The sequence below is a fragment of the Microbulbifer magnicolonia genome, assembly GCF_035117725.1.
Taxonomy (GTDB): domain Bacteria; phylum Pseudomonadota; class Gammaproteobacteria; order Pseudomonadales; family Cellvibrionaceae; genus Microbulbifer; species Microbulbifer magnicolonia.
This window is the reverse complement of sequence record NZ_JAYEFD010000002.1, coordinates 1,220,992-1,241,513: the sequence shown is the minus strand read 5'-3', so window position 1 is coordinate 1,241,513 and position 20,522 is coordinate 1,220,992. Positions and strand designations below refer to the sequence as shown.

The following is a 20,522-nucleotide window of genomic DNA, read 5'->3' as shown; positions in this document are numbered from 1 at the left end:
CACTACTCACTTCAGAGTTCAGGGGGCCTCTTCGTATTCCCGACCGACTGGGCATTCGGCCCGAACTCCAAAGTAGAAGCTTTAAGACCGCACCCGCCACAGGAAGTTGAAACAGATGAAAAGAAGTGATTGCACCGAATCGCGAGGCCGCCAGCTGCGCCCGCTGAAAACGCTTGTCGTCGCCGCCATGCTGGGCCTCGGCGCCGCGCAGGCCCAGGCCGATACCCTGTGGGAAATCTACCTGCAGGCGCTGGACAACGATCAGCAACTGGCCGCCGATCGCGCCGCCTACCACGCCGGCCTCGAGGCCAAGAACCTCGGCCGCTCCGCACTGTTGCCGCAGATCAATGCCTACGGCGAAGTCGCCAGATCCGAAGTGGATGTCTCCCGCGTGCAGACCCAGGGCGCCGGGGCGGGCGGCGAAGCGGAACTGGTCAGCTTTCCGCTCACCAGCAACACCACCACCGACGACCGCGTCTACGCCGCCAGCCTGACCCAGGCCCTCTTCGATGCGCCGGCCTGGTTCGGCTACAAACAGGGCAAGTCGGCCAGTGAACAGGCCGCGGCGGAATTCAGCGCCAACCAGCAGGAGATGATGCTGCGCGTGGCCACCGCCTATTTCGATGTCCTGCGCGCCTACGACGTGCTGGAAGCCGCCCGCGCCGAAGAGGAGGCGCTGGCCAAGCAGCTGGAGCAGACCCAGCAGCGCTTCGAGGTGGGCCTGACCGCCATCACCGACGTCTACGACTCCCAGGCAGCCTTTGACAGCGCCGTCGCCCGCCGGCTCACCGCGCAGGACGATCTGCTGAGCAATTTCGACGCGCTGTCCGTGCTCACCGGCACCCATCACGATACCGTGGCGCCGCTGGTCGACACTTTCAATGTCGCGCCGCCGGAGCCCGCCGACCGCAGCGCCTGGGTGGACTTCGCGCTCGCCAACAATTTTGATCTGAAGGCCGCGCGCCTGGCCGCCGATGCCGCCCGCTTCGGCGCCCGCGCCGCCGCCAGCGAGCACCTGCCGACCCTGACCGGCTCGCTGAACTACCGCAAGGACTACAGCGACGGCGACACTACCGCCACCGCTTTCGGCGACACCGATAAGTTTCCCGTCGATGACGAGATAGAGACCAGGATTGCCGCCATCCGCCTGGATGTGCCCATCTTCACCGGTGGCCGCCTCAGTGCCAGCCGCCGCGAGGCGCGCAATCTCGCCTTTCAGTCCGAGGACCTGCGCAACCTGACCGAGCGCAACACGGTGCAGAACACCCGCACCCTGCACCGCGCCGTGGTGACCGATGTATCGCGGGTGCGCGCCCGCGAGCAGGCGGTGATATCCGCCAAGAGCGCCCTGGATGCCACCCAGGCCGGTTATGAAGTCGGCACACGCAATATCGTCGACGTGCTGCTGGCGCAGCGCACGCTGTTCCAGAACCAGACCGACTACGCCAACGCCCTCTACGACTACATCCTGAACACGCTGAGCCTGAAGCGGGTGGCGGGACTGCTGGCGCCGAACGACCTGCAGCAGCTGGAAACCAGGCTGAACCCGGCCCAGCCGGTCAGCCGTGTGGCGGAAGCCGGGGCCCCGACGCTTTCCAAGTAATCTTCCCGCAGGGGCGAACCTTTGTGTTCGCCCATATCCGGGCTGTTCCCATTTACTTTGGGCCACTGTATACAGCTTAGTGGCGGCACTGCTACCGGCAGCCGTTTGCGGGACACGCCGTGAATCCATCCCTGGAGGCTTGTCGGCGAGGTCCCTCTCGCCGACAGTCCCGCAAACGGCTGCCGGTATCAGCGCCTACGCATATAGGTAACTGACCTACCGACATTCCGGAAAACGCGCAGTTTCCACCTGCTGGCTTTGCTGATGTAGCCGCAAACTCGACGCGAAGGCGCTGATGCCGGGAGCTTCGCCTCGAGATCTCCGCCATTCGATCTTTCAAGTGCGAACACAAGGTTCGCCCCTATATTCCCGCCGCGAGGCTTTCGATTTCGTCCAGCAGCCGCCGCAGCGCGCCGCTGTTCTCCTCCGCAACCAGCCTGCCGCGCTCACCGGCCATGCGCCGCTCTCCATCATCGTCGAGCCAGTCCTTGATCTGCACCGCCAGTCGCTCGGCGGTATCGACCACCGCCATGCCGCCCGCCGCGCGCAGCAGCGCCGCCACAGTGGCAAAGTTGTGCAGGTGTGGACCGCAGACCACCGGCACGCCCCATGCGGCCGGTTCGATCATATTGTGACCACCCACCGGCACCAGGCTGCCGCCGACAAAGGCGATATCGCAGGCGCCATAGAACCGCAGCAACTCCCCCATGGTGTCGCCCAACAGTATCTGGTGCTCGGGAGCGGGCAGGCCGCGGTCGCTGCGGCGCAGCAGCTTGAAGCCGCGCTCGCGGCACAGCCGCGCCACACCGTCGAAGCGCTGCGGATGGCGCGGCACCAGCACCAGCAGCAGATCGGCATGTTCAGGGTAATCGCGCCGCAGCTGCGCGAAAGTGTCGAGGATAATCTCCTCTTCGCCGGCGTGGGTGCTGGCCGCGAGCCACACCCTGCGGCCCGACCTGCCGCGCCACTGGTGCGCCAGCGCCTGGGCCTCGCTCTCGAGGCCGAGATCGATATGCAGGTCGAACTTGATATTGCCGCTGGCCACCACTCGCTCCGACGGCAGGCCGAGCGCCACAAAACGCTCCGCATCCGCGGCGTACTGGGCCACCACCCGGGTCAGATTGCCGAGCATGGCCCGGGTCAGACGGGAGAAGCGCCCGTAACCGCGCGCGGACTTCTCACTGAGACGCGCATTGGCCAGCAGCGTGGGGATACTGCGCTCGGCACAGGTGGCGAGCAGATTCGGCCACAGCTCGGTTTCGATGATCACCAGCATATCCGGGCGCAGGGCATCGACAAACGGCCGCAGACACTCGGGCAGGTCGTAGGGCAGGTAGTAGTGCAGCAGTCGCCCGCCGAGCAGTGGCTGCAGGGCCGCGCGCACTCTCTCGGAACCCGTGGGCGTGGTGGTCGTCACCAGCCACTGCCAGTGTGGATGACGCGCCGCCAGCTGCTCTATCGCCGGCACCGCCGCCAGCGTCTCGCCCACGGATACCGAGTGCACCCAGATCAGCGGTTTGCGGCTGGCGCGGGCGGGGACGCGGCCGAGGCGCTCGCGCAGGCGCTGCCGGTATTCCGGCTGCACGCGACCGCGCCACCAGAGACGCAGCAGGACGAGCGGAAGGGCGGCTCGAAATAACCAGGTGTATAGAATGCGCATCGATGGCCGTGTTTGAAACTCAATAATCGGATTGGCAGTCGGTTGCCGCAGCCGTTGCCTGTACGGGATGCGGCTCCACTGCCTATAATGGGCGCCCTGTCCGGCCGCCCGAGCCCGGGCCCATCATATCATCGACGGAAACTTTTCCTCTTCTGCAATCGGAGTTGAGCCTTTGAAGGTAGTGCAACTGCTGCCCGCCTTGAACTCGGGCGGGGTTGAGCGCGGTACCGTGGATTTCGCCCGCGCCCTGGTGGCCGCCGGGCACGAGTCCATCGTTATTTCCAGCGGTGGCCGCATGGTCGAACAGTTGCAGCGCGAAGGCTCGCGGCATATCGCCATGCCGATCCACAGAAAATCCCTCGCCAGCCTGTGGCAGGTGCGCCCGCTGCGCAAACTGCTCACGGAACTGCATGCGGACATAGTGCATGTGCGCTCGCGCGTGCCGGCCTGGCTGACTTACCTGGCCTGGAAAAAAATGCCCGCAGCCAGCCGTCCCCGACTGGTCAGCACCGCCCACGGCCTCTACTCGATCAACCGCTACAGCGCCGTCATGGCGAAAAGCGAACAGGTCATCGCCATCTCCCAATGCGTGCGCGATTACCTGGTGGAGAATTATCCGAAGGATTTACAGAGGCCGCCGCAGATCGTCTATCGCGGCGTGGACACGCGGGAGTTTTATCCCGACCTGCCGCTGCCGGAGGACTGGCTCGCGAACACCTGCGCGGAGTTTCCGCAGCTGCGCGACAGGCGCTGGCTGCTGTTGCCGGGCCGGCTGACGCGCTGGAAGGGCCAGGAGGATTTTATCGACCTGATGGCGCGCCTCGCGGAAAAACATGCGGATATTCACGGCGTCATCCTCGGCGGCAGCGAGCCGAACAAGGCCCACTACGAGGAAGAATTGAAGCAGCGGGCGCGCGATCTCGGCATCGCGGACCGCGTCAGCTTTGTCGGCCACCGCGCGGATATCCGCTACTGGTACCGGCAGTCGGCCTTGGTATTCAACCTGTCCCAGCGCCCCGAGCCCTTCGGCCGCACCGTGATCGAGGCCGCGGCCATCGGCACCCCCATTGTCGGCTACGATATCGGCGGTCCGGCGGAATCCCTGCGCGCCTGTTTTCCCGAGGGACTGGTGGCCAAAAGCGATCCCGAAGCACTCTATAAAACCACATGCGCCCTGCTCGACGGCCCGGCACTAAGTGCACGGCTCACCCCGGAATTCACCTTGGAGAACCAGGCGCGGCACACCATCGAGATTTACCAGTCGCTGCTGACAGAAAAAAGTGCCGCGGCCGGCGAAGGGAGCAATGCACGTGATTGACTTGAGTCACAGCGAGCCCTTCGCCAGCGGTGGCAACCGCTTCTGCTATCGCCACCCGCAGGATCCGCAGCGCTGCGTAAAGGTGATGCGCCCCGGGCGCACGGCGGAGCTGCTCGGCCGCGCGCCCTGGTACAAGCGCTGGCGCGGTGAGGACTATTTCGACGACAACCTGCGCGAGCTGGAAGGCTATTCGCAGCGCGCGCTGCAGCGCGACGACGAAGCACTGTGGCTGCACCTGCCGCGCTGGTACGGGATACAGGAAACGAGCCTGGGGCCGGGCGCGGTCACCGATATGATCCTGGATGAAAGCGGTCAGCCGGCGCCGACCCTGCGCCAGTACCTGAACAAACACGGCCTGGACAGCGCCGCGCGCGGGGCGCTGCAGCGCTTTGCCGACTGGCTGCTGCAGCAAAAGGTACTGACCAAGAACCTGATCGCGCACAACCTGGTACTGCGCGAGGAGCGCGGCCAGCTGGAGCTGTACCTGATCGACGGCCTCGGCAGCGCGGCCTTCCTGCCGCTGCCGGAAATCTCCGACTTTTTTGCCGAGCGCTATATCAAGCGCCGTATCGAACGCATGTGGCTGCGCGTGGAATGGGAAATTTCCGACAAGAAGATTCCCTGGCGCAAGTTCGAGGCGCGCGGCATCAAACGCTAGCGATATGCGCGCAATCTAATCCCGCACCGGCAGACCGCAGCGGCGCAGCAGCGCCCGCGCGCAGACCAGATACTGGTTGAGCGGCTCACGCGTCGCTTGCACCGGCAGGGCGACATCCTCGACCCGGTCGGTGACCAACCCCTGGTCCACCAGCCGCTGCACCGCGGCCCGCACCTTGTTTGCCCGCCCCCTGCTCGCAGTGCGGATAATCCCCACCCGCGCGCGACTCTGCAGGGACTCAAACACCATGGAGATACTGTCCTCGGTGACCCAGATCTGCTCAGCGGCGGCCATCTGTTCCTGCACCCAGCCCGGTGGGCAGTCGCGCCAGTCGATCACTTCCGCTGTGTCCGCAGAGTAATCGCCGAGGGTATCCGCCGGCGTGCGCCGGCTGTCCGACAGATGCCAGGCGAGCGGCTGCTGCAACAGTTGCTGCACCTGCCGGCTCACGGACCCGGCATCCCAGTCGAAATGCTTGCTGGGCCCGCCCAGCAGTATCAGGCCGCGCCCCGGCTCCATGGCCGCCTGCGGCAGCGGCTCGGTCAGCGCGCCCTGACTCAGGATGATATTGTCCAGCGGCGGCGGGCGATCGTGCTCCGGCACTATGGCGAAATCAAACCAGCGGAACGGCAATATCGGCAGGTTGATCGCCACCGCGCGGCCGCCGTAGCGCCGGCGCGCCGCCAGCATCGGCCAGCGACTGCGGCGGCCGGTACCAATGATAAAGTCCGGCTGCGGCAGGTCGCGCAGCTGCGGCGGCTCGGAAATCAGGCGCGCAATGGGCGACGCCGGGCAGGGGATGTCGAAGCAGTCCAGCTCGCCGCCGCGCTTTTCTCCGCCGGGGGCCCCTTCTCCGCCGAGTGAGGCGCGCAGTCCGGCCACCAGCGCTGCGCTCTGTTTTTCGTGGGCGCGGTTGCCGTCGAGGAAGCGCCAGACGGTTAAATGCAAAGGAAATAGCCTCTAACTATCGGAAAAGGTCGGAAGCATAGCCCAGCTGCCCAGCGCAATTGAAGCCCCGGTCCGTTCGGGAATCTGCAGCAAACTCGGGTACAATTGCCGCGATTTGATGCCCGGACGAGGCATTGCAACCTTCACCTCATCGACTGAAGCTGAGATTAGCGCATGAATGTAACTGTATTTGGCACCGGCTATGTCGGCCTGGTTCAGGCCGCGGTACTGGCCGAAGCCGGCCATCACGTATTCTGTATCGATATCGATGAGGGCAAGATCGAAGGTCTGAAACAGGGCCAGGTGCCGATTTACGAGCCGGGCCTGACGCCGCTGGTGGAGCGCAACCTGTCCACCAACACCCTGCACTTCTCTACTGATGCCAAGACCGGAGTGGATCACGGCGAGATCATCTTTATCGCCGTGGGCACGCCGCCGGACGAGGACGGCTCCGCGGACCTGCGCCACGTGCTGACCGTGGCCAGAACCATCGCCGAGTATATGGCCGAGCCGAAGATTGTCATCAACAAGTCGACGGTGCCAGTCGGCACCGCCGACAAGGTGCGCGAGACGATAAAGGGCGAATTGGACAAGCGCGGCGCCGGCGACCTGGCGTTCAGCGTGGTCTCCAACCCGGAATTCCTCAAGGAGGGCTCGGCCGTCGCCGACTGCATGCGCCCGGACCGCATCATCATCGGCACCGACAGCAAGGACGCGGAAGAGGCCCTGCGCCAGTTGTACGCGCCCTTCAACCGCAACCACGAAAAGATCATGGCCATGGACGTGCGCAGCGCCGAACTGGCCAAATACGCCGCCAACTGCATGCTGGCGACCAAGATCAGCTTTATGAACGAGATGGCGGAGATCGCCGATCGCGTCGGCGCGGACATCGAGCAGGTGCGCCAGGGCATTGGCTCAGACCCGCGAATCGGCTATCAATTTATCTACGCCGGCATCGGCTACGGCGGCTCCTGTTTCCCGAAGGACGTCAAGGCGCTGATCACTACTGCCGGCAAGCTGGGCCTGGCCCCGGGCATCCTCACCTCGGTGGAAGAGCGCAACCAGCGGCAGAAACACTATCTGCTGCACAAGATCGCCGCGCACTTCGGCGACGATCTCTCCGGCAAAACGTTCGCGCTCTGGGGCCTGGCGTTCAAGCCCAATACCGACGATATGCGCGAAGCGCCGAGCCGCGTGCTGATGGAGCAACTGTGGGCGCGCGGCGCCCGGGTACAGGCGTTCGATCCGCAGGCAATGGAAGAGTGCCAGCGCATCTACGGCGTGCGCGACGACCTGCAGCTGTGCGGCACCAAGGAGAGCGCCCTGGCCGGCGCCGATGCACTGATCATCGCCACCGAGTGGCAGCAGTTCAAGGCGATAGACGTCAAGGCGGTCACCGGCGGACTGAAGCAGCCGGTCATTTTCGACGGCCGCAACCTCTACGACCCGAAGCAGCTGGCCCGCGCCGGCATCCAGTACTACTGCGTCGGCCGCCCGTCTCGGGCAGCCGCAAAGTAATCAGCGATTTCCCGCAACGAACCAGCCAAAAGAAAGGGGCGCCATTGGCGCCCCTTTCTTCATGGCCGGATTTTGTCGTCCCGCCCGCGGATAGAGAAATCGGCCCGCAGTATATGGGTCGCCACCCCCGCGCAGATGATGCCAAACACATAGGTACCGGTGGCATAAAACAGATAGGACTCGAAGCAGTTGATCACCAGCCAATAGAGCATAAAGGTGAGGAAAAACAGCAGCAGGTCCCCCGGCAGCTCGCCCCGCCGCCAGGTATTCACGCTCGCCAGCAGCAGCCAGGCGACCAGCGCCAGCAGCAACAGGGTGCCCAGCAGGCCATTGTTTACCTGCAGGTCCAGGTAACTGTTGTGCAGGTGCCCCATGGTGTCCTTCAAATGCTGGGGCATGGTTTCCGAGTGCTCGATGACCAGGCTGCGCCCCTTGCCGCCCCAGCCCAACAGCGGGCGCTGCTCGATCCAGGTCAGCGCGTCCACCCAGGTGTGCACGCGGATGCCGGCGCTGGTATAGGGCGCAGCCTCTATATCTCCCGCCAGTACCGCATCGATGGTGTCGTTTTCATAGCCGAGGCGCTCGACGACGATACCGCCAAACTTTGCCCCCAGCGCGCCCAGCAGCGCGACGCAGAGGCCAGTAATGACCAGCACACGGGGCCAGCTGCGCGCGCCGTATTTGACGATGACATGGCGCAACCCCATCGCGACGAGAAACAGCGCCGCCACCACAAGTCCGAGCCACACCCCGCGTGTCTGCGAATAGAGCACCGCCAGCACGCAGAGCACCACGGCCACCAGCCACAGCAACCCGAAAACGGAATACCACTTCACCGTGCGGAACAGGCGCCGCGCCAGCACCACCAGACCGAGCAGCGCGGTGCCGAACAGCATGGACGTATGCTGGGCGTTGTGCAGGTTGAAATCGACGCGCCGACCGGCGGCGCCGGCCGCCCACTCGGCAAAGCCGCCGCCGACCACCCAGGGCGCCAGCAGCAGGGATATCAGCGCCACCAGCCACAGAATCAGCGTATTGCGCGTACTGCCGCCGAGCCAGCAGGCAATAGCCGCGAAGGCGAACCAGTGTCCGAGGCGGTGCATCTTCGGGGAGGACTCCGCCCACTCCGGGTGGGAGAGCAACACGCCGGCCCAGGACATTATCTGGATCAGGATCGAGGCGGCGAACAGCCAGGCCGCCGGAGAGCGCAGCAGTCGCCGGCCGTGGCGAAACACGGCCCAGCCGGTAAGCAACACCAGCAGGATATTGAAGGGACCGGCAAATTCGTCGGTCAGCAAGCGCGTGAAGGCATTGAGCAACAGGAGCAGGCCGCCGAACAGCTGCAGAGAAGGCGAGATGTCCAGCAAGCGGTTTTGCTGCCAGACTGAGGAGTCGGCGCGGAGCAGCCTTCCCGAAACACTACCTAGAGAAAACAAATCCCACTCCCGTTCCCGGTATGCGCAGACAAGCTCATCTGCGTCCGGCTACCGGCTGGGCGGACGGTTGTCCCGCCCGCATGTATTTAATGTTATATGAACGCAGATCTGCGCTTTTATCTGCCGGAGTTCTTCCCTGGGGCCGGCACCGGCCTCCGTTCACCATCCCAATAGTCGTGCGCGGCCCGCTGCCGTCGAACCGGGGACGAAAAAGCCCCCCGTCGACCAGCGCCAGGCTGCGGCCGAAGGGGGGCTATTCTACGGGATGTTGCCGGGCGGCTCTACTCGCGGCCGCACGGCTGTGTGCGATGCCACAACAGTAGAGACCTCCTGAAAATACCGTGAGGGGGGAGCAGCCGCCGACTAGACGGCCGCCAGCCGGCCCGTTGCCGCCGGAGCCGCATCCGCGACATCGCTCAGCCAGCCCAGGTGGGCCTGGCTGCGACCCTGTACCACATCGAAATAGAGCCCCTGCAGGCGCTTGGTAATGGGGCCGCGGCGGCCGGCACCAATAGCGCGACCGTCGAGCATGCGGATCGGCAGCACCTCGGCGGCAGTGCCGGTAAAGAAGGCCTCATCGGCGATATAGACCTCATCGCGGGTGATGCGCTTCTCCACCACCTGGTAGCCGCACTCCCTTGCCAGCTGGATCACCGAGTTGCGGGTAATGCCGTCCAGGCAGGAGGTCAGTTCCGGGGTATAGAGCACGCCGTCGCTGACGATAAAGACATTCTCGCCGCTGCCCTCGGCCACATAGCCCTCGGGATCCAGCAACAGGGCCTCCTCGCAGCCGTTGCGAATCGCCTCCTGCAGCGCCAGCATGGAATTGATGTAATTGCCGTTGGCCTTGGCCTTGCACATGCTGATGTTCACGTGGTGGCGGGTATAGGAGGAGGTGTTGACCTTGATGCCCAGCTCGCGCGCCTCCGGCGACATATAGCTGGGCCACTCCCAGGCGGCGATGATCACATGGGTCTGCAGCGCTTCGGCGCGCAGACCCATGCCTTCGGAGCCGTAGAATGCCATCGGCCGCAGGTAGGCTTCGCGCAGATTGTTCTCGCGCACCACCAGCTTCTGCGCCTCGTTCAGCTGCTCGGCGTCGAACGGCATCGGCATATTCATGATTTTGGCGGAGCGGAGCAGCCGCCGCGTGTGATCCTGCAGACGGAAGATGCTCGGGCCGCTTGCCGTCTCATAGGCGCGCACCCCTTCGAAGACGCCCATGCCGTAGTGCAATGTATGGGTGAGTACGTGAACCCGCGCGTCGCGCCAGGGAACCAATTCGCCGTCAAACCAGATAACGCCGTCGCGGTCGGCAAAAGACATGGAAAACTCCTACAGATCCGTGGGACCCTGAAAAACAGTTTAATCGGGCAGCAATGAGCCTGTCGGCTTTTCAGCCGAGCAATTGCTGCCAGTTTGTTAGAACGGTCTTTCTTTCCGCTGTGAATTGGTCACCACTTACAACTCCCGGCAATTGTTGTAATGCCAGGCGATGACCTTCGGATCGGTAGGCTTTGTAGGCGTCGATCAGATGCTCGGCTTGGTGGGCCGGCATCAGGCCCGCGTCAATGAGACTCTCGAGAATGCGGATGTTGTCGGTGTAACGCACTATCGACGGCGCATTTTGCGCCCAGGCCAGTGCTGCATATTGAACCATAAACTCGATATCGACAATACCGCCCGGCCCCTGCTTCAGGTCGAAGTTTTTATCATTGCTCTTATCCAGGTGCGCACGCATTTTGTCGCGCATGGCGACCACTTCCTCGCGCAATTTCTTCTCGTCCCGCGCCTCGCAAAGCAATTGCAGCCGTAACTGTTCGAAGTCCGCGCAGAGCCGCGCGCTGCCGGCCACCGGCCGCGCGCGCACCAGCGCCTGATGCTCCCAGGTCCAGGCACTCTCGCGCTGGTATTTTTCGAAGGCAACCATGGAGGTCACCAGCAGACCGGAGTTGCCGGACGGCCGCAGGCGCGTGTCCACCTCGTACAGCGGGCCGCTGAGGGTGCGCGTCTGCATGATATGAATCAGCCGCTGTGCCAGGCGGGTGTAGAAACGCAGGTTGTCGATGCTGGTGGTGCCGTCGGTTTGCTGCTGCGGATCGGCATCGTGCACGAACACGATATCCAGATCGGAGCCGTGCCCCAGTTCCAGGCCACCGAGCTTGCCGTAGGCGATGATGCCGAAACGCATTTCCTCAGTGGAGGCGCCCGCGGGCAGCCCGTATTTCTCCACCATCTGGTTCCATGCCAACTGCAGCGACTGCTGCAAAATCGCCTCCGCCAGCCAGGTCAGGGAATCGCTGACCTTCATCAGCGGCAGAGCGCCGCTGACCTCCTGTGCGGCGATGCGCAGGCTCTGGCTCTGCTTGAAGTGGCGCAATGCCTCCATCTGCACCTCGAGATCTTCGGGATCGACCCGCAGCAGTTCACGGCGCAGCTCGTCGGCGATATCCGCCGCTGTCGACGGCGCCAATAGCCGTCGGGAGTCCAGCAATTCGTCCAGCAGAATCGGGAGGCGCGCGAGCTGTTCGGCGATCCACGGGCTGGCGCTGCACAGGCGCAACAGCTGGCTGAGCACCGGCGGATTCTCATTGATCAGCACCAGATAGGCGCTGCGGCGCAACACCGAACGCACCAGCGGCAGCACCCGCGTGAGCGCCAGCAGCGGCGCCTGCTCCCGGGCCGCAGCCGCCAGCAACAGTGGCATGAACTGAGCCAGGCGCGCACGCGACTCGGTCGGCAGCGTGGCGACCAGCGGCGCGCCACGCAACTCCGCCAGCAGATCGAGAGCCTGCTGCGCCGGCGCAAAACCGGCGTTATCCAGCGTCTGCAGATTGGCCTCGACGCTGGCGTCGTCGGCGCAGCTGGCCCAGAGTCCCTCCCACTCCTCGGCGGCACTGGGCGGGGCTATTTCCTCGGGCGGCGCGATCACCGTGTCGAATTCGCGCTCGATTACCACGCGCGCCGCCGTCAGCTCACCCTGTAGCTGCGCCCAATCGTCGCGGCCGAGCGCGAAGGCCAGCTTCTGCCGGCGCTCTTCCTCCGCCGGCAGCGTCTGCGTCTGCCGATCGCGCTCCGCCTGCAACGCGTGCTCGACGCGGCGCAGCAGCAGATAGGCGCCGGCCAGCTGCTGTGCAACGCCGGGCTCCAGGTGGCCATCGCTCTCCAGCAGGGGCAGCAGCTTGAGCAGGTTGCGCTCGCGCAGGGCGGGCTCGCGGCCGCCGCGAATCAGCTGGAAGGCCTGGGCGATAAACTCCACCTCGCGGATGCCGCCGCGGCCGAGCTTGATGTTGTCGCTGAGACCGCGCGCGCGCACCTGGCGCTGGATCAGCGCTTTCATTTCGCGCAGCGCATCGATCGCGCTGAAGTCGATATAGCGGCGGTAGGTGAACGGGCGCAGCAGCTCCATCAATTCGGCCGCGACCGCCTCGTCGCCGGCCACCGGCCGCGCCTTGACCATCGCGTAGCGCTCCCACTCGCGCCCCTGGGTCTGGTAGTAGTCCTCCAGCGCAGCGAAGTGGCTCACCAGCGGACCGCTGTCGCCGTAGGGGCGCAGGCGCATGTCCACGCGGAACACGAAACCGTCGCCGGTGACCGCGTCGAGGGACTTGATCAGGCGCTGGCCCAGACGCTGGAAAAACTTCTGGTTCTCGAGGCTCTGCTCGCCGTCCGTCTCGCCCGGCTCCGGGTAGGCGAAGATCAGATCGATATCCGACGACAGGTTCAGCTCGCGGGCGCCCAGCTTGCCCATGCCCAGTACCACCAGCGACTGGACATTGCCATCGGCGTCGCGCGGCTCGCCGTGACGGGCGACCAGCTGGCGGTGATGCCAGTCGAGCGCCGCCTGGATGCACAGCTCGGCCAGTTCGGTCAGGCGCAGGCAGACCCTTGGGATGTCCCACTGGCCGGCGAAATCGCGGTAGATCACCTCCGCGGTGACGCGATTGCGCAATTGCCGCAGCCGTCGGTTCAGGGCGCCCTCATCCGCGATGGAATCTGTGTCGATGGCGTCGAGCCCCAGATCGTCCTTTTGCAACAATTCGGCCAGCAGTTCGGGATTGTGGCAGCACTGCCGGTAGAGGAAGTCCGAGCCTATAAAGCTGCGCGCCAGCGCCCCCTGTAAGGTTTCATCCTTCAGCAGGGCTTCGGCTGTTGCGGCCTGCTGTTCGCCTGCGGATGCGCGCCAGTGGTTCCACTGATCTTCGAGCTGTGGCAGAAATTCTGGTGGGCAGCTTTTGAAAAGAGGCATTTTCGACTTCCTATCGCGGCCACCGGCCGCTCCTACAGGGAAAAAGAATAGCGAAGCTCAATGCGAAGGCCCTGCTGCCGGGGGCCATCCGGAAAACATTTGCCGATGAGGCTGTTTAGCGGATGGCCACCGGCAGCAGGGCCGCCACGTAACCCGCTTAGTGGGTACCCGGCAGCCCGAGCCCCATCCCCCGCCCCCTGCACGCGGGGGAGGGAAGAGCGGGCCTGCGGCCCGCGTGCCGAGCTGGAGCTCGGCGGTGACTCGCGCCATCCCTGGCGCTCGGCCCTCCGGGCCAGCTTGCGCTGTCCAAATCGGCCTGCCCGGCCGCTCCACGGATTCGCGGCGCCTTCGGCCCTGCAGATTTGTCCCAGCTTAAAAGGCGATATCCGGCGGCGGCGCCACGCGCAGTACTTCCGCGACGGTGGTGATGCCGGCGGCCACCTTCTTCGCACCCGATAGACGCAGACTGTTCATGCCCTCGCGCATCGCCTGGCGGCGCAACTGCTGCAGGTCGCAGTCCGCGGTGATCAGGGCCTGGACCGACTCGGTGAACGGCAATATTTCATAGATGCCCTGGCGGCCGCGGTAGCCGGTGTTGCGGCACTCCAGGCAGCCCTCCGGGCGGAAGACGGTTTCCGGCCGTGGCGCCTTCCAGGGGCGCACCAGCGCCTGCCAGTCCTCCTCGCTGATCTGGTCCTTGCGCTTGCACGCCGGGCACAGGGTGCGCACCAGACGCTGGGCCATGACGCCGAGCACGGTGGACTTCAGCAGGTAGTGCGGCAGGCCCAGATCCAGCAGACGGGTGACCGCGGTGGGCGCATCGTTGGTGTGCAGCGTGGAGATCACCAGGTGACCGGTCAGCGCCGCCTGCACCGCCATCTGCGCGGTTTCCAGGTCGCGGATCTCGCCCACCATGATGATGTCCGGGTCCTGGCGCATCAGGGTGCGGATGCCCGCGGCGAAATCGAGGCCGATGGCGTGGTGCACCTGGGTCTGGTTGAAGCTCTCCTCCACCATCTCGATCGGGTCCTCGATGGTGGAGACATTCACCTCGCTGGTGGCCAGCTGCTTGAGGCCGGTGTAAAGAGTCGTCGTTTTGCCCGAGCCGGTCGGGCCGGTGACCAGCACTATGCCGTTGGGGCGGGCGAGCATCTTGTGCCAGCGCGCCAGGTCGTCGCCGCCGAGGCCCAGATCGCTGTAAGAGCGCGCCAGCACCTCCGGGTCGAAGATTCGCATCACCAGCTTCTCGCCGAAGGCGGTGGGCAGAGTCGACAGGCGCAGCTCCACCTCGCTGCCATCCGGGCGCTTGGTCTTGATACGGCCGTCCTGGGGTTTGCGCTTCTCCGCCACATTCATGCGCCCGAGGATCTTCAGGCGGCTGGTCACTGCGGCGTTGACCGCGTCCGGCAGCTCGTGGATCGGGTGCAGCACGCCGTCGATGCGGAAACGGATGCGGCCGATGCCGCGGCGCGGCTCTATATGGATATCGCTGGCGCGCTGGTCGAAGGCGTGCTGCAGCAGCCAGTCGACGATATTGACGATGTGCTGGTCGTCGGCATCCGGATCCTTGAGCTTGCCCAGCTCCAATAATTGTTCGAAGTTGCCCGCAGCGGAACTGCCCTTGAGGCCGCTGGCGCCGGAGATGGAGTTGGCCAGGGAGTAGAACTCGACACAGTAGCGCTTGATATCTGCCGGGTCCGCCACCACCCGCTGCACTGCGCGGCCGCTGGTATGCTCCAGCTGCTCCTCCCAGCCGCTCGTATAGGGCTGGGCCGTGGCCACCAGCAGCATGTCCTTGCTGGCCTCGACGCACAGGATCTGGTGGCGCTTGGCGAACTGGAAACTCATCACCTCGGTCACGGCGGCCACGTTCACCTTGAGTGGATCGATATGATAGAGACCGTGGGAGGAGGTATCCGCCAGCCACTGGGTCAGGGTCGCGCCGTCCAGCAACTTGCCCGGGCGCCGCTGGTTATCCAGTTCGCAGCTGGCGATATAGGTCAGCGGGTGCATCTGCGCCTGTTCGGCGGTGCGCGGGGTGCCGATCAGGCGGTTGGCGTCCATACGGCTCACATAGCCCTGGGACACCAGATCCTCCAGCAATCCCGGTAAATCCAGCAATCTGTCCGCCGCTTTGCTCACTGCCATCGGGGAAACCCCATCTATTCTTTTTGGTGTCGACGGCGCATTGTAGCTCTATTAGCCCGCCACGACAGTGCACTGATCCCGCCCGATTACCGAGTTTGCTGCGACTTGGGGTACCATGCCGGCCATTTCGCACCCAGAGCCCAGTTCGGACACTTAAACTCAGGAGCTAACCATGCCCTTGTCCAATATCGCCAGCCTGTTCGGCCGCTCGCCGATCAAACCGATCGAGAAGCATATGGCCACGGCCCACGAGGCCTCGGCGGATCTGATTCCGTTCTTCGATGCGCTGATGCAGGGCGATCTCGCCGAAGCGGAGAAAGTGCAGAAGCGCATCTCCGCCAGTGAGAACCGCGCCGACGACCTCAAGCGGGACCTGCGCCTGCATCTGCCGGACAGCCTGTTTATGCCGGTGTCCCGCACCGACCTGCTGGAGTTGCTGCGCGCCCAGGACGAAGTGGCCAACACCGCCCAGGATATCGCCGGCCTGGCAGTCGGCCGCAAGATGGAAATCCCGGCCCCCCTGCAGCCGCTGATGAAGACCTTCGTCGACAGCGCCGTGGCCACCTCCGAGCAGGCCCTGCGCGCGATCAACGAGCTGGACGAGCTGCTGGAGAGCGGCTTCGCCGGGCGCGAGGTGGATATCGCCCAGCGCATGACCGAGGAGCTGGACAACCTGGAGCGCAAGTCCGACAAGCTGGAGGTCGAGATCCGCGCGGCGCTGTTCAAGATCGAAAAAGACCTGCCGCCGGTGGATGTGATCTTCCTCTACCGGGTCATTGAATGGATCGGCGACCTGGCCGACCGCGCCCACAGCGTGGGTAACCGATTGCAGTTGTTGTTGGCGCGCTAGGGGGGCTGACCGTGGAAATTCTGAGTCAATACGGCACTATTCTGCTGATCCTCGCCTGTGTGTTCGGCTTCTTTATGGCCTGGGGTGTGGGCGCCAACGATGTGGCCAACGCCATGGGCACCTCGGTGGGCTCGCGCGCGCTGACCATCAGGCAGGCGATCCTGATCGCGGCGGTCTTCGAGTTCGCCGGCGCCTACCTGGCGGGCGGCGAGGTGACCGCCACCATCCGCAAGGGCATCATTGATTCCGAGGTCTTCGCCGGGCAGCCGGAACTGCTTGTGTACGGCATGCTGTCCGCTCTGCTGGCCGCCGGCACCTGGCTGCTGATCGCCAGCGTCCTCGGCTGGCCCGTCTCCACCACCCACTCCATCGTCGGCGCCATTGTCGGCTTTTCCGCGGTGGGCATTTCCGCGGATGCGGTTTCCTGGGGCAAGGTGGGCTCGATCGTCGCCAGCTGGGTGGTTTCGCCGGTACTCGCCGGCACCATTTCCTTCCTGCTGTTCCGCAGTGTGCAGCGGCTGATCCTCAACACCGAGGACCCCTTCGCCAACGCCAAGCGCTATATCCCCTTCTACATGTTTGCGGCGGGCTGGATGGTGGCCATGGTGACCCTGACCAAGGGGCTGAAACATGTACTGAAGGACGCCAAGATCGAACTCAGCTTTATCCAGGATGCCGGCATCGCCGCGCTGGTAGCGCTGCTGGTGGCGGGGATCGGCGTGGCGATGCTGAAGCGCATCAAGCGGGATCCGGAGCGGGAGAAGGGCAACCGCTTCGCCAACGTCGAGCGGCTGTTCGCGATTCTGATGGTCTTCACCGCCTGCGCCATGGCCTTCGCCCACGGCTCCAACGACGTGGCCAACGCGGTGGGTCCGCTGGCGGCGGTGGTGAGCACGGTACAGAGCGGCGCCGTGGTGGCCAAGGCAACCATGCCGTCGTGGATACTGCTGCTCGGGGGCCTGGGTATCGTCATAGGTCTCGCCACCTACGGCTTCAAGGTGATGGCCACCATCGGCCGGAAGATCACCGAGCTGACCCCGAGCCGCGGCTTCGCCGCCGAGCTGGCCGCCGCCTCCACCGTGGTACTGGCGTCCGGCACCGGCCTGCCCGTCTCCACCACCCACACCCTGGTCGGAGCGGTACTGGGGGTCGGCCTGGCGCGCGGTATCGGCGCTCTGAACCTGCGCATGGTCAGCACTATCGCCGTCTCCTGGGTGGTGACCCTGCCCGCCGGCGCCGGTATCGCGATCGTGTTCTTCTTTTTCTTCAAGGGCGTATTCGGTTAAGGCTCGGTCGGGGAGCCTGGCCGTTCCCGATCCGCTCTGATAAAAAAGGGAAGCCCCAAAAGAGGTATAAGGGGCTTCCCTTTTTTATGCATTGAACAAGGACATCACCCATTGCAGCTGCCGATTTACCAGGCCGACGCCTTCACCTCGACGTTGTTTGGCGGCAACCCTGCGGCCCTGGTGCCGCTGCAGCAGTGGCTGGCGGACGAGCTGCTGCAATCCATCGCCACGGAAAACAACCTCGCCGAAACCGCCTTTACCGTGCCCGCCGCCGGCGGCTTCGAGCTGCGCTGGTTTACGCCGGCCGCGGAAGTGCCGCTGTGCGGCCACGCCACGCTCGCCAGCGCCCACCTGCTGTGGACGGAACTGGGCTGCCAGGCGGTGACCATCCGCTTTTTCACCAGGAGCGGCGAGTTGCGCGTGGGTCGCGCCGGCGACCTGATCGAGATGGACTTCCCGGCCCAGCCGCCGGAGGAAATTCCGCTCGGACCGGAGTACCAGCACGCACTCGGCGCGGCGCCGCTGCGCGCCCTGGCCCGGGAGGGCAATCGGGACATGATGCTGCTGGAGTTCGCCGACGCCGCCCAGGTGGCGGAGCTGCAGCCGGACCTGCGCGCCGTCGCCGCACTGCCCTACCGGGGTGTGATCTGCACTGCCGCCGGCGGCAGTTACGGTTGCGACTTCGTCAGCCGCTTCTTTGCCCCGGCGATCGGTATCGATGAGGACCCGGTGACCGGTTCCGCGCACACGCTGCTCACACCCTTCTGGGCGAAAAAGCTGGACAGGTCGCGCCTGAGTGCGCGGCAGATCTCCGCGCGGGGCGGCGAACTGGAGTGTGAACTGGCGGGCGACCGGGTGCTGATGCGCGGCAACGCGGTCACCTACCTGCGCGGGCAGATCTCGCTGTAGCGAACGACCCTAACCCAGCCTTCCCAAGGGGCTGGCGAGGCTTGCGGGCGGCACCGTAAACCACTCGGGGCCGCTCTCGGTCATGTACAGGCAGTCCTCGAGGCGCACGCCAAACTCGCCCGGCAAGTAGAGCCCGGGTTCGTTGGAGAAACACATCCCGGGCTCCAGCGGCGTGGTTTCACCGCGCACGAAATTGACCGGCTCGTGCCCCTCCATGCCGATGCCATGCCCGGTGCGGTGCGACAGGCCGGGCAGCTGGTAGTCGGGGCCGAAGCCGTTTTTCCGGTAAAAGGCGCGCACGGCATCGTCCACCCGCCCGGCGGGCTCGCCGACCCTGGCGGCCGCAAAAGCCACGTTCTGCCCCTCGCGCACCAGCTGCCAGATGCGCTTCTGTTTCTCGTTCGGCTCCCCGTAGACAAAGGTCCGCGAAATATCCGACTGATAGCCCTCGACACTGCAGCCGCAGTCCATCAGCACGATCTGCCCCTCGCGAATCTCCTGCGGCTGGTCGGTACCGTGGGGGTAGGCACTGGCTTCACCGAACAGCGCCATGGTCCAGACGTCGGCGCCGCCCAGGGCCACCTGGGCCTGCCGCATCATCTGATTGACATCTGCGGGCGTCATGCCCGGTTCCAGCCGGCGGTATACCTGGCCGTAGGCGGCGAGCGTGATCTCGTTGGCCTTCTTCATCAGCGCGAGCTCGGCGGGGCTCTTGATCATCCGGCAGCCGCGCGTTACGGGATCGGCACTGACCAGGGTAAATCCCGGCGCCGCCGCGCGAATGCCGTCGGCCACGAACCAGCGCACCGTGGCCTCCACGCCGATCCGGCCGGACTTCAGGCCGCGGTCCTTCAGAAAACCCGCCACACGCGCGAACGGGCTCTCGTGCTCGTGCCAGGTGCGGACGTCGTCGCCGAACGCCATGGATTCCCGCACAGACGGTTCCTCGAAGAAAGGCGTGATGACGCCGATATCCCCGCGCCTGGGGATAATCACGGCGGTGAGGCGCTCGGATCGCCACCAGCGAATACCGGTGAAATAGCGCATTGCCGCGCCCGGCTCGAGGACTACGGCATCTATGCCGAATTTGCCCATCAGCTCCTGGGCACAGGCGATCCGGGCCCGGAACTCGTCGACGCCGATCGGGCGGGCATCGCCGGTCAGCGGCGCACTATCTTGCGGCGAAGGCTTGGCGGCGGACGCGGTTTCCGCCCGCAGCGGCATACCCGTTGCCGCCGCGAGCAGGGCGGCGGTCTTCAGAAATTGACGTTTGGTCGGCATGGCTGTGTTTCCCCGCTGTTACGGCGCTTTCCCGGCTGCGGATAGCTGTTACTTTCTACCGCCGACATGCGCAAGCGCCCTGCAATCCAATTCCGGGAAGCACTGTATCCCTTTTCAGCGCCGAAAAACATCGCGCCGCCAGCGAGGCCGCGACCGCATTCCGGGATCGGGGCTCTACCGGGCCGGCTACCAGTAGTGGTAGTGCAGCCGCTCATTCTTGCGCGGCCCGTGAATCTGCCAGATCAGTTCGATCTCGTTGCCGTGCAGCAGCAGTTCGGCCGTGTATTTGTCCTTCCCGCAGATGTGCGGTGCCACCTGGCGAAAGCCGTGCGCCGTCACCGGCTGCAGTTCGAACAACAACACCGGTTCTTCGCGGCGCAGGTGTTCCAGGCGCACGGAGTCCTGCAGCAGCGTCCAGCGATAGTGGTTCTGCATGTCCACCTCGCGCCCGTCACTGTGGGTAAAATGCGCAGATTCGGCAAATATCAGCTGCGAGTCCTCCGCTTCCAGGGTGACGCTGCCGCGCGCGTGACCGCGCCAGTCGGTGGCAGAACCCGGTCCGTTGCTGGCGGTAAAGCTGAACTCTGTTACTTTGCCGAGGCGCTGCCAAAGTTGCGCCAGCGCCTTATTCTGATTGTCAGCCACTACTTTTCTGCCA

The 20,522-nt window shown here is 65.0% G+C and carries 15 protein-coding genes; 7 read left to right on the top strand and 8 right to left on the bottom strand.

Going from position 1 to position 20,522, the window contains the following annotated elements; translation table 11 throughout:
* Nucleotides 1-115: 115 nt before the first annotated feature.
* A complete protein-coding gene (locus RRF64_RS14750) occupies nt 116-1,603 on the top strand; it encodes a TolC family outer membrane protein (RefSeq protein WP_323846657.1) in 1,488 nt (495 codons plus the stop codon).
* Between the two features lie 361 nt (nt 1,604-1,964).
* Here RRF64_RS14750 and waaA read toward each other — a convergent pair whose 3' ends face one another.
* The gene (gene waaA, locus RRF64_RS14745; RefSeq protein ID WP_323846656.1) at nt 1,965-3,263 is read right to left on the bottom strand and encodes a lipid IV(A) 3-deoxy-D-manno-octulosonic acid transferase; all 1,299 of its coding nucleotides are present in this window, start codon (nt 3,261-3,263) and stop codon (nt 1,965-1,967) included.
* Between the two features lie 181 nt (nt 3,264-3,444).
* Here waaA and RRF64_RS14740 point away from each other — a divergent pair, with 181 nt between their 5' ends.
* Nucleotides 3,445-4,581 carry a glycosyltransferase family 4 protein gene (locus RRF64_RS14740; RefSeq protein WP_323846705.1) on the top strand — a complete coding sequence of 379 codons (1,137 nt, stop codon included), beginning with the start codon at nt 3,445-3,447 and terminating at the stop codon, nt 4,579-4,581.
* Complete coding sequence (locus RRF64_RS14735; protein ID WP_323846655.1) at nt 4,574-5,239, top strand: YrbL family protein; 666 nt, start codon at nt 4,574-4,576, stop codon at nt 5,237-5,239. Before RRF64_RS14740 ends, RRF64_RS14735 begins: the two co-directional genes overlap by 8 nt.
* Before the next feature lie 15 nt (nt 5,240-5,254).
* Here RRF64_RS14735 and RRF64_RS14730 read toward each other — a convergent pair whose 3' ends face one another.
* The gene (locus RRF64_RS14730) at nt 5,255-6,187 is read right to left on the bottom strand and encodes an ELM1/GtrOC1 family putative glycosyltransferase (protein WP_323846654.1); all 933 of its coding nucleotides are present in this window, start codon (nt 6,185-6,187) and stop codon (nt 5,255-5,257) included.
* A gap of 174 nt (nt 6,188-6,361) precedes the next feature.
* On the opposite strand from RRF64_RS14730, the gene RRF64_RS14725 reads away from it, so the two are divergent.
* Nucleotides 6,362-7,705, top strand: coding sequence for a UDP-glucose dehydrogenase family protein (locus RRF64_RS14725; RefSeq protein WP_323846653.1), 1,344 nt, complete (start codon nt 6,362-6,364; stop codon nt 7,703-7,705).
* A gap of 59 nt (nt 7,706-7,764) precedes the next feature.
* Here the strand turns inward: RRF64_RS14725 and RRF64_RS14720 are convergent, their stop codons facing one another.
* From RRF64_RS14720 to tfpB, 4 genes are all read right to left on the bottom strand, one after another.
* Nucleotides 7,765-9,072, bottom strand: coding sequence for an O-antigen ligase family protein (locus RRF64_RS14720; protein WP_323846652.1), 1,308 nt, complete (start codon nt 9,070-9,072; stop codon nt 7,765-7,767).
* Between the two features lie 432 nt (nt 9,073-9,504).
* The gene (locus RRF64_RS14715) at nt 9,505-10,467 is read right to left on the bottom strand and encodes a branched-chain amino acid transaminase (protein ID WP_323846651.1); all 963 of its coding nucleotides are present in this window, start codon (nt 10,465-10,467) and stop codon (nt 9,505-9,507) included.
* A 70-nt stretch (nt 10,468-10,537) separates the two neighbouring features.
* The gene (glnE, locus tag RRF64_RS14710; RefSeq protein WP_323846650.1) at nt 10,538-13,390 is read right to left on the bottom strand and encodes a bifunctional [glutamate--ammonia ligase]-adenylyl-L-tyrosine phosphorylase/[glutamate--ammonia-ligase] adenylyltransferase; all 2,853 of its coding nucleotides are present in this window, start codon (nt 13,388-13,390) and stop codon (nt 10,538-10,540) included.
* Between the two features lie 372 nt (nt 13,391-13,762).
* Nucleotides 13,763-15,538, bottom strand: coding sequence for a type IV pilus assembly ATPase TfpB (gene tfpB / locus RRF64_RS14705; protein ID WP_323846649.1), 1,776 nt, complete (start codon nt 15,536-15,538; stop codon nt 13,763-13,765).
* 172 nt (nt 15,539-15,710) lie between these two features.
* Here tfpB and RRF64_RS14700 point away from each other — a divergent pair, with 172 nt between their 5' ends.
* From RRF64_RS14700 to RRF64_RS14690, 3 genes are all read left to right on the top strand, one after another.
* The gene (locus tag RRF64_RS14700; RefSeq protein ID WP_323846648.1) at nt 15,711-16,388 is read left to right on the top strand and encodes a TIGR00153 family protein; all 678 of its coding nucleotides are present in this window, start codon (nt 15,711-15,713) and stop codon (nt 16,386-16,388) included.
* Nucleotides 16,389-16,399: 11 nt separating this feature from the next.
* The gene (locus tag RRF64_RS14695; protein WP_323846647.1) at nt 16,400-17,674 is read left to right on the top strand and encodes an inorganic phosphate transporter; all 1,275 of its coding nucleotides are present in this window, start codon (nt 16,400-16,402) and stop codon (nt 17,672-17,674) included.
* A 111-nt stretch (nt 17,675-17,785) separates the two neighbouring features.
* Nucleotides 17,786-18,583 (top strand): PhzF family phenazine biosynthesis protein, encoded by a 798-nt coding sequence (locus RRF64_RS14690; protein WP_323846646.1) that lies wholly within the window; start codon nt 17,786-17,788, stop codon nt 18,581-18,583.
* 9 nt (nt 18,584-18,592) lie between these two features.
* Here the strand turns inward: RRF64_RS14690 and RRF64_RS14685 are convergent, their stop codons facing one another.
* Together RRF64_RS14685 and RRF64_RS14680 are read right to left on the bottom strand one after the other, a co-directional pair.
* Nucleotides 18,593-19,864 (bottom strand): M24 family metallopeptidase, encoded by a 1,272-nt coding sequence (locus tag RRF64_RS14685; RefSeq protein ID WP_323846645.1) that lies wholly within the window; start codon nt 19,862-19,864, stop codon nt 18,593-18,595.
* A gap of 186 nt (nt 19,865-20,050) precedes the next feature.
* Entirely contained in the window at nt 20,051-20,509 is a 459-nt protein-coding gene (locus RRF64_RS14680; protein ID WP_323846644.1) for a DUF6314 family protein, read from the bottom strand.
* Between the last annotated feature and the right edge of the window lie 13 nt (nt 20,510-20,522).

Excerpts from the sequence above, each read along its gene's own strand:
- RRF64_RS14750 (WP_323846657.1), top strand. The coding sequence starts at position 116 with ATGAAAAGAAGTGATTGCACCGAATCGCGAGGCCGCCAGCTGCGCCCG.
- waaA (WP_323846656.1), bottom strand. The coding sequence starts at position 3,263 with ATGCGCATTCTATACACCTGGTTATTTCGAGCCGCCCTTCCGCTCGTC.
- RRF64_RS14725 (WP_323846653.1), top strand. The coding sequence starts at position 6,362 with ATGAATGTAACTGTATTTGGCACCGGCTATGTCGGCCTGGTTCAGGCC.
- RRF64_RS14715 (WP_323846651.1), bottom strand. The coding sequence starts at position 10,467 with ATGTCTTTTGCCGACCGCGACGGCGTTATCTGGTTTGACGGCGAATTG.
- glnE (WP_323846650.1), bottom strand. The coding sequence starts at position 13,390 with ATGCCTCTTTTCAAAAGCTGCCCACCAGAATTTCTGCCACAGCTCGAA.
- tfpB (WP_323846649.1), bottom strand. The coding sequence starts at position 15,538 with ATGGCAGTGAGCAAAGCGGCGGACAGATTGCTGGATTTACCGGGATTG.
- RRF64_RS14700 (WP_323846648.1), top strand. The coding sequence starts at position 15,711 with ATGCCCTTGTCCAATATCGCCAGCCTGTTCGGCCGCTCGCCGATCAAA.
- RRF64_RS14685 (WP_323846645.1), bottom strand. The coding sequence starts at position 19,864 with ATGCCGACCAAACGTCAATTTCTGAAGACCGCCGCCCTGCTCGCGGCG.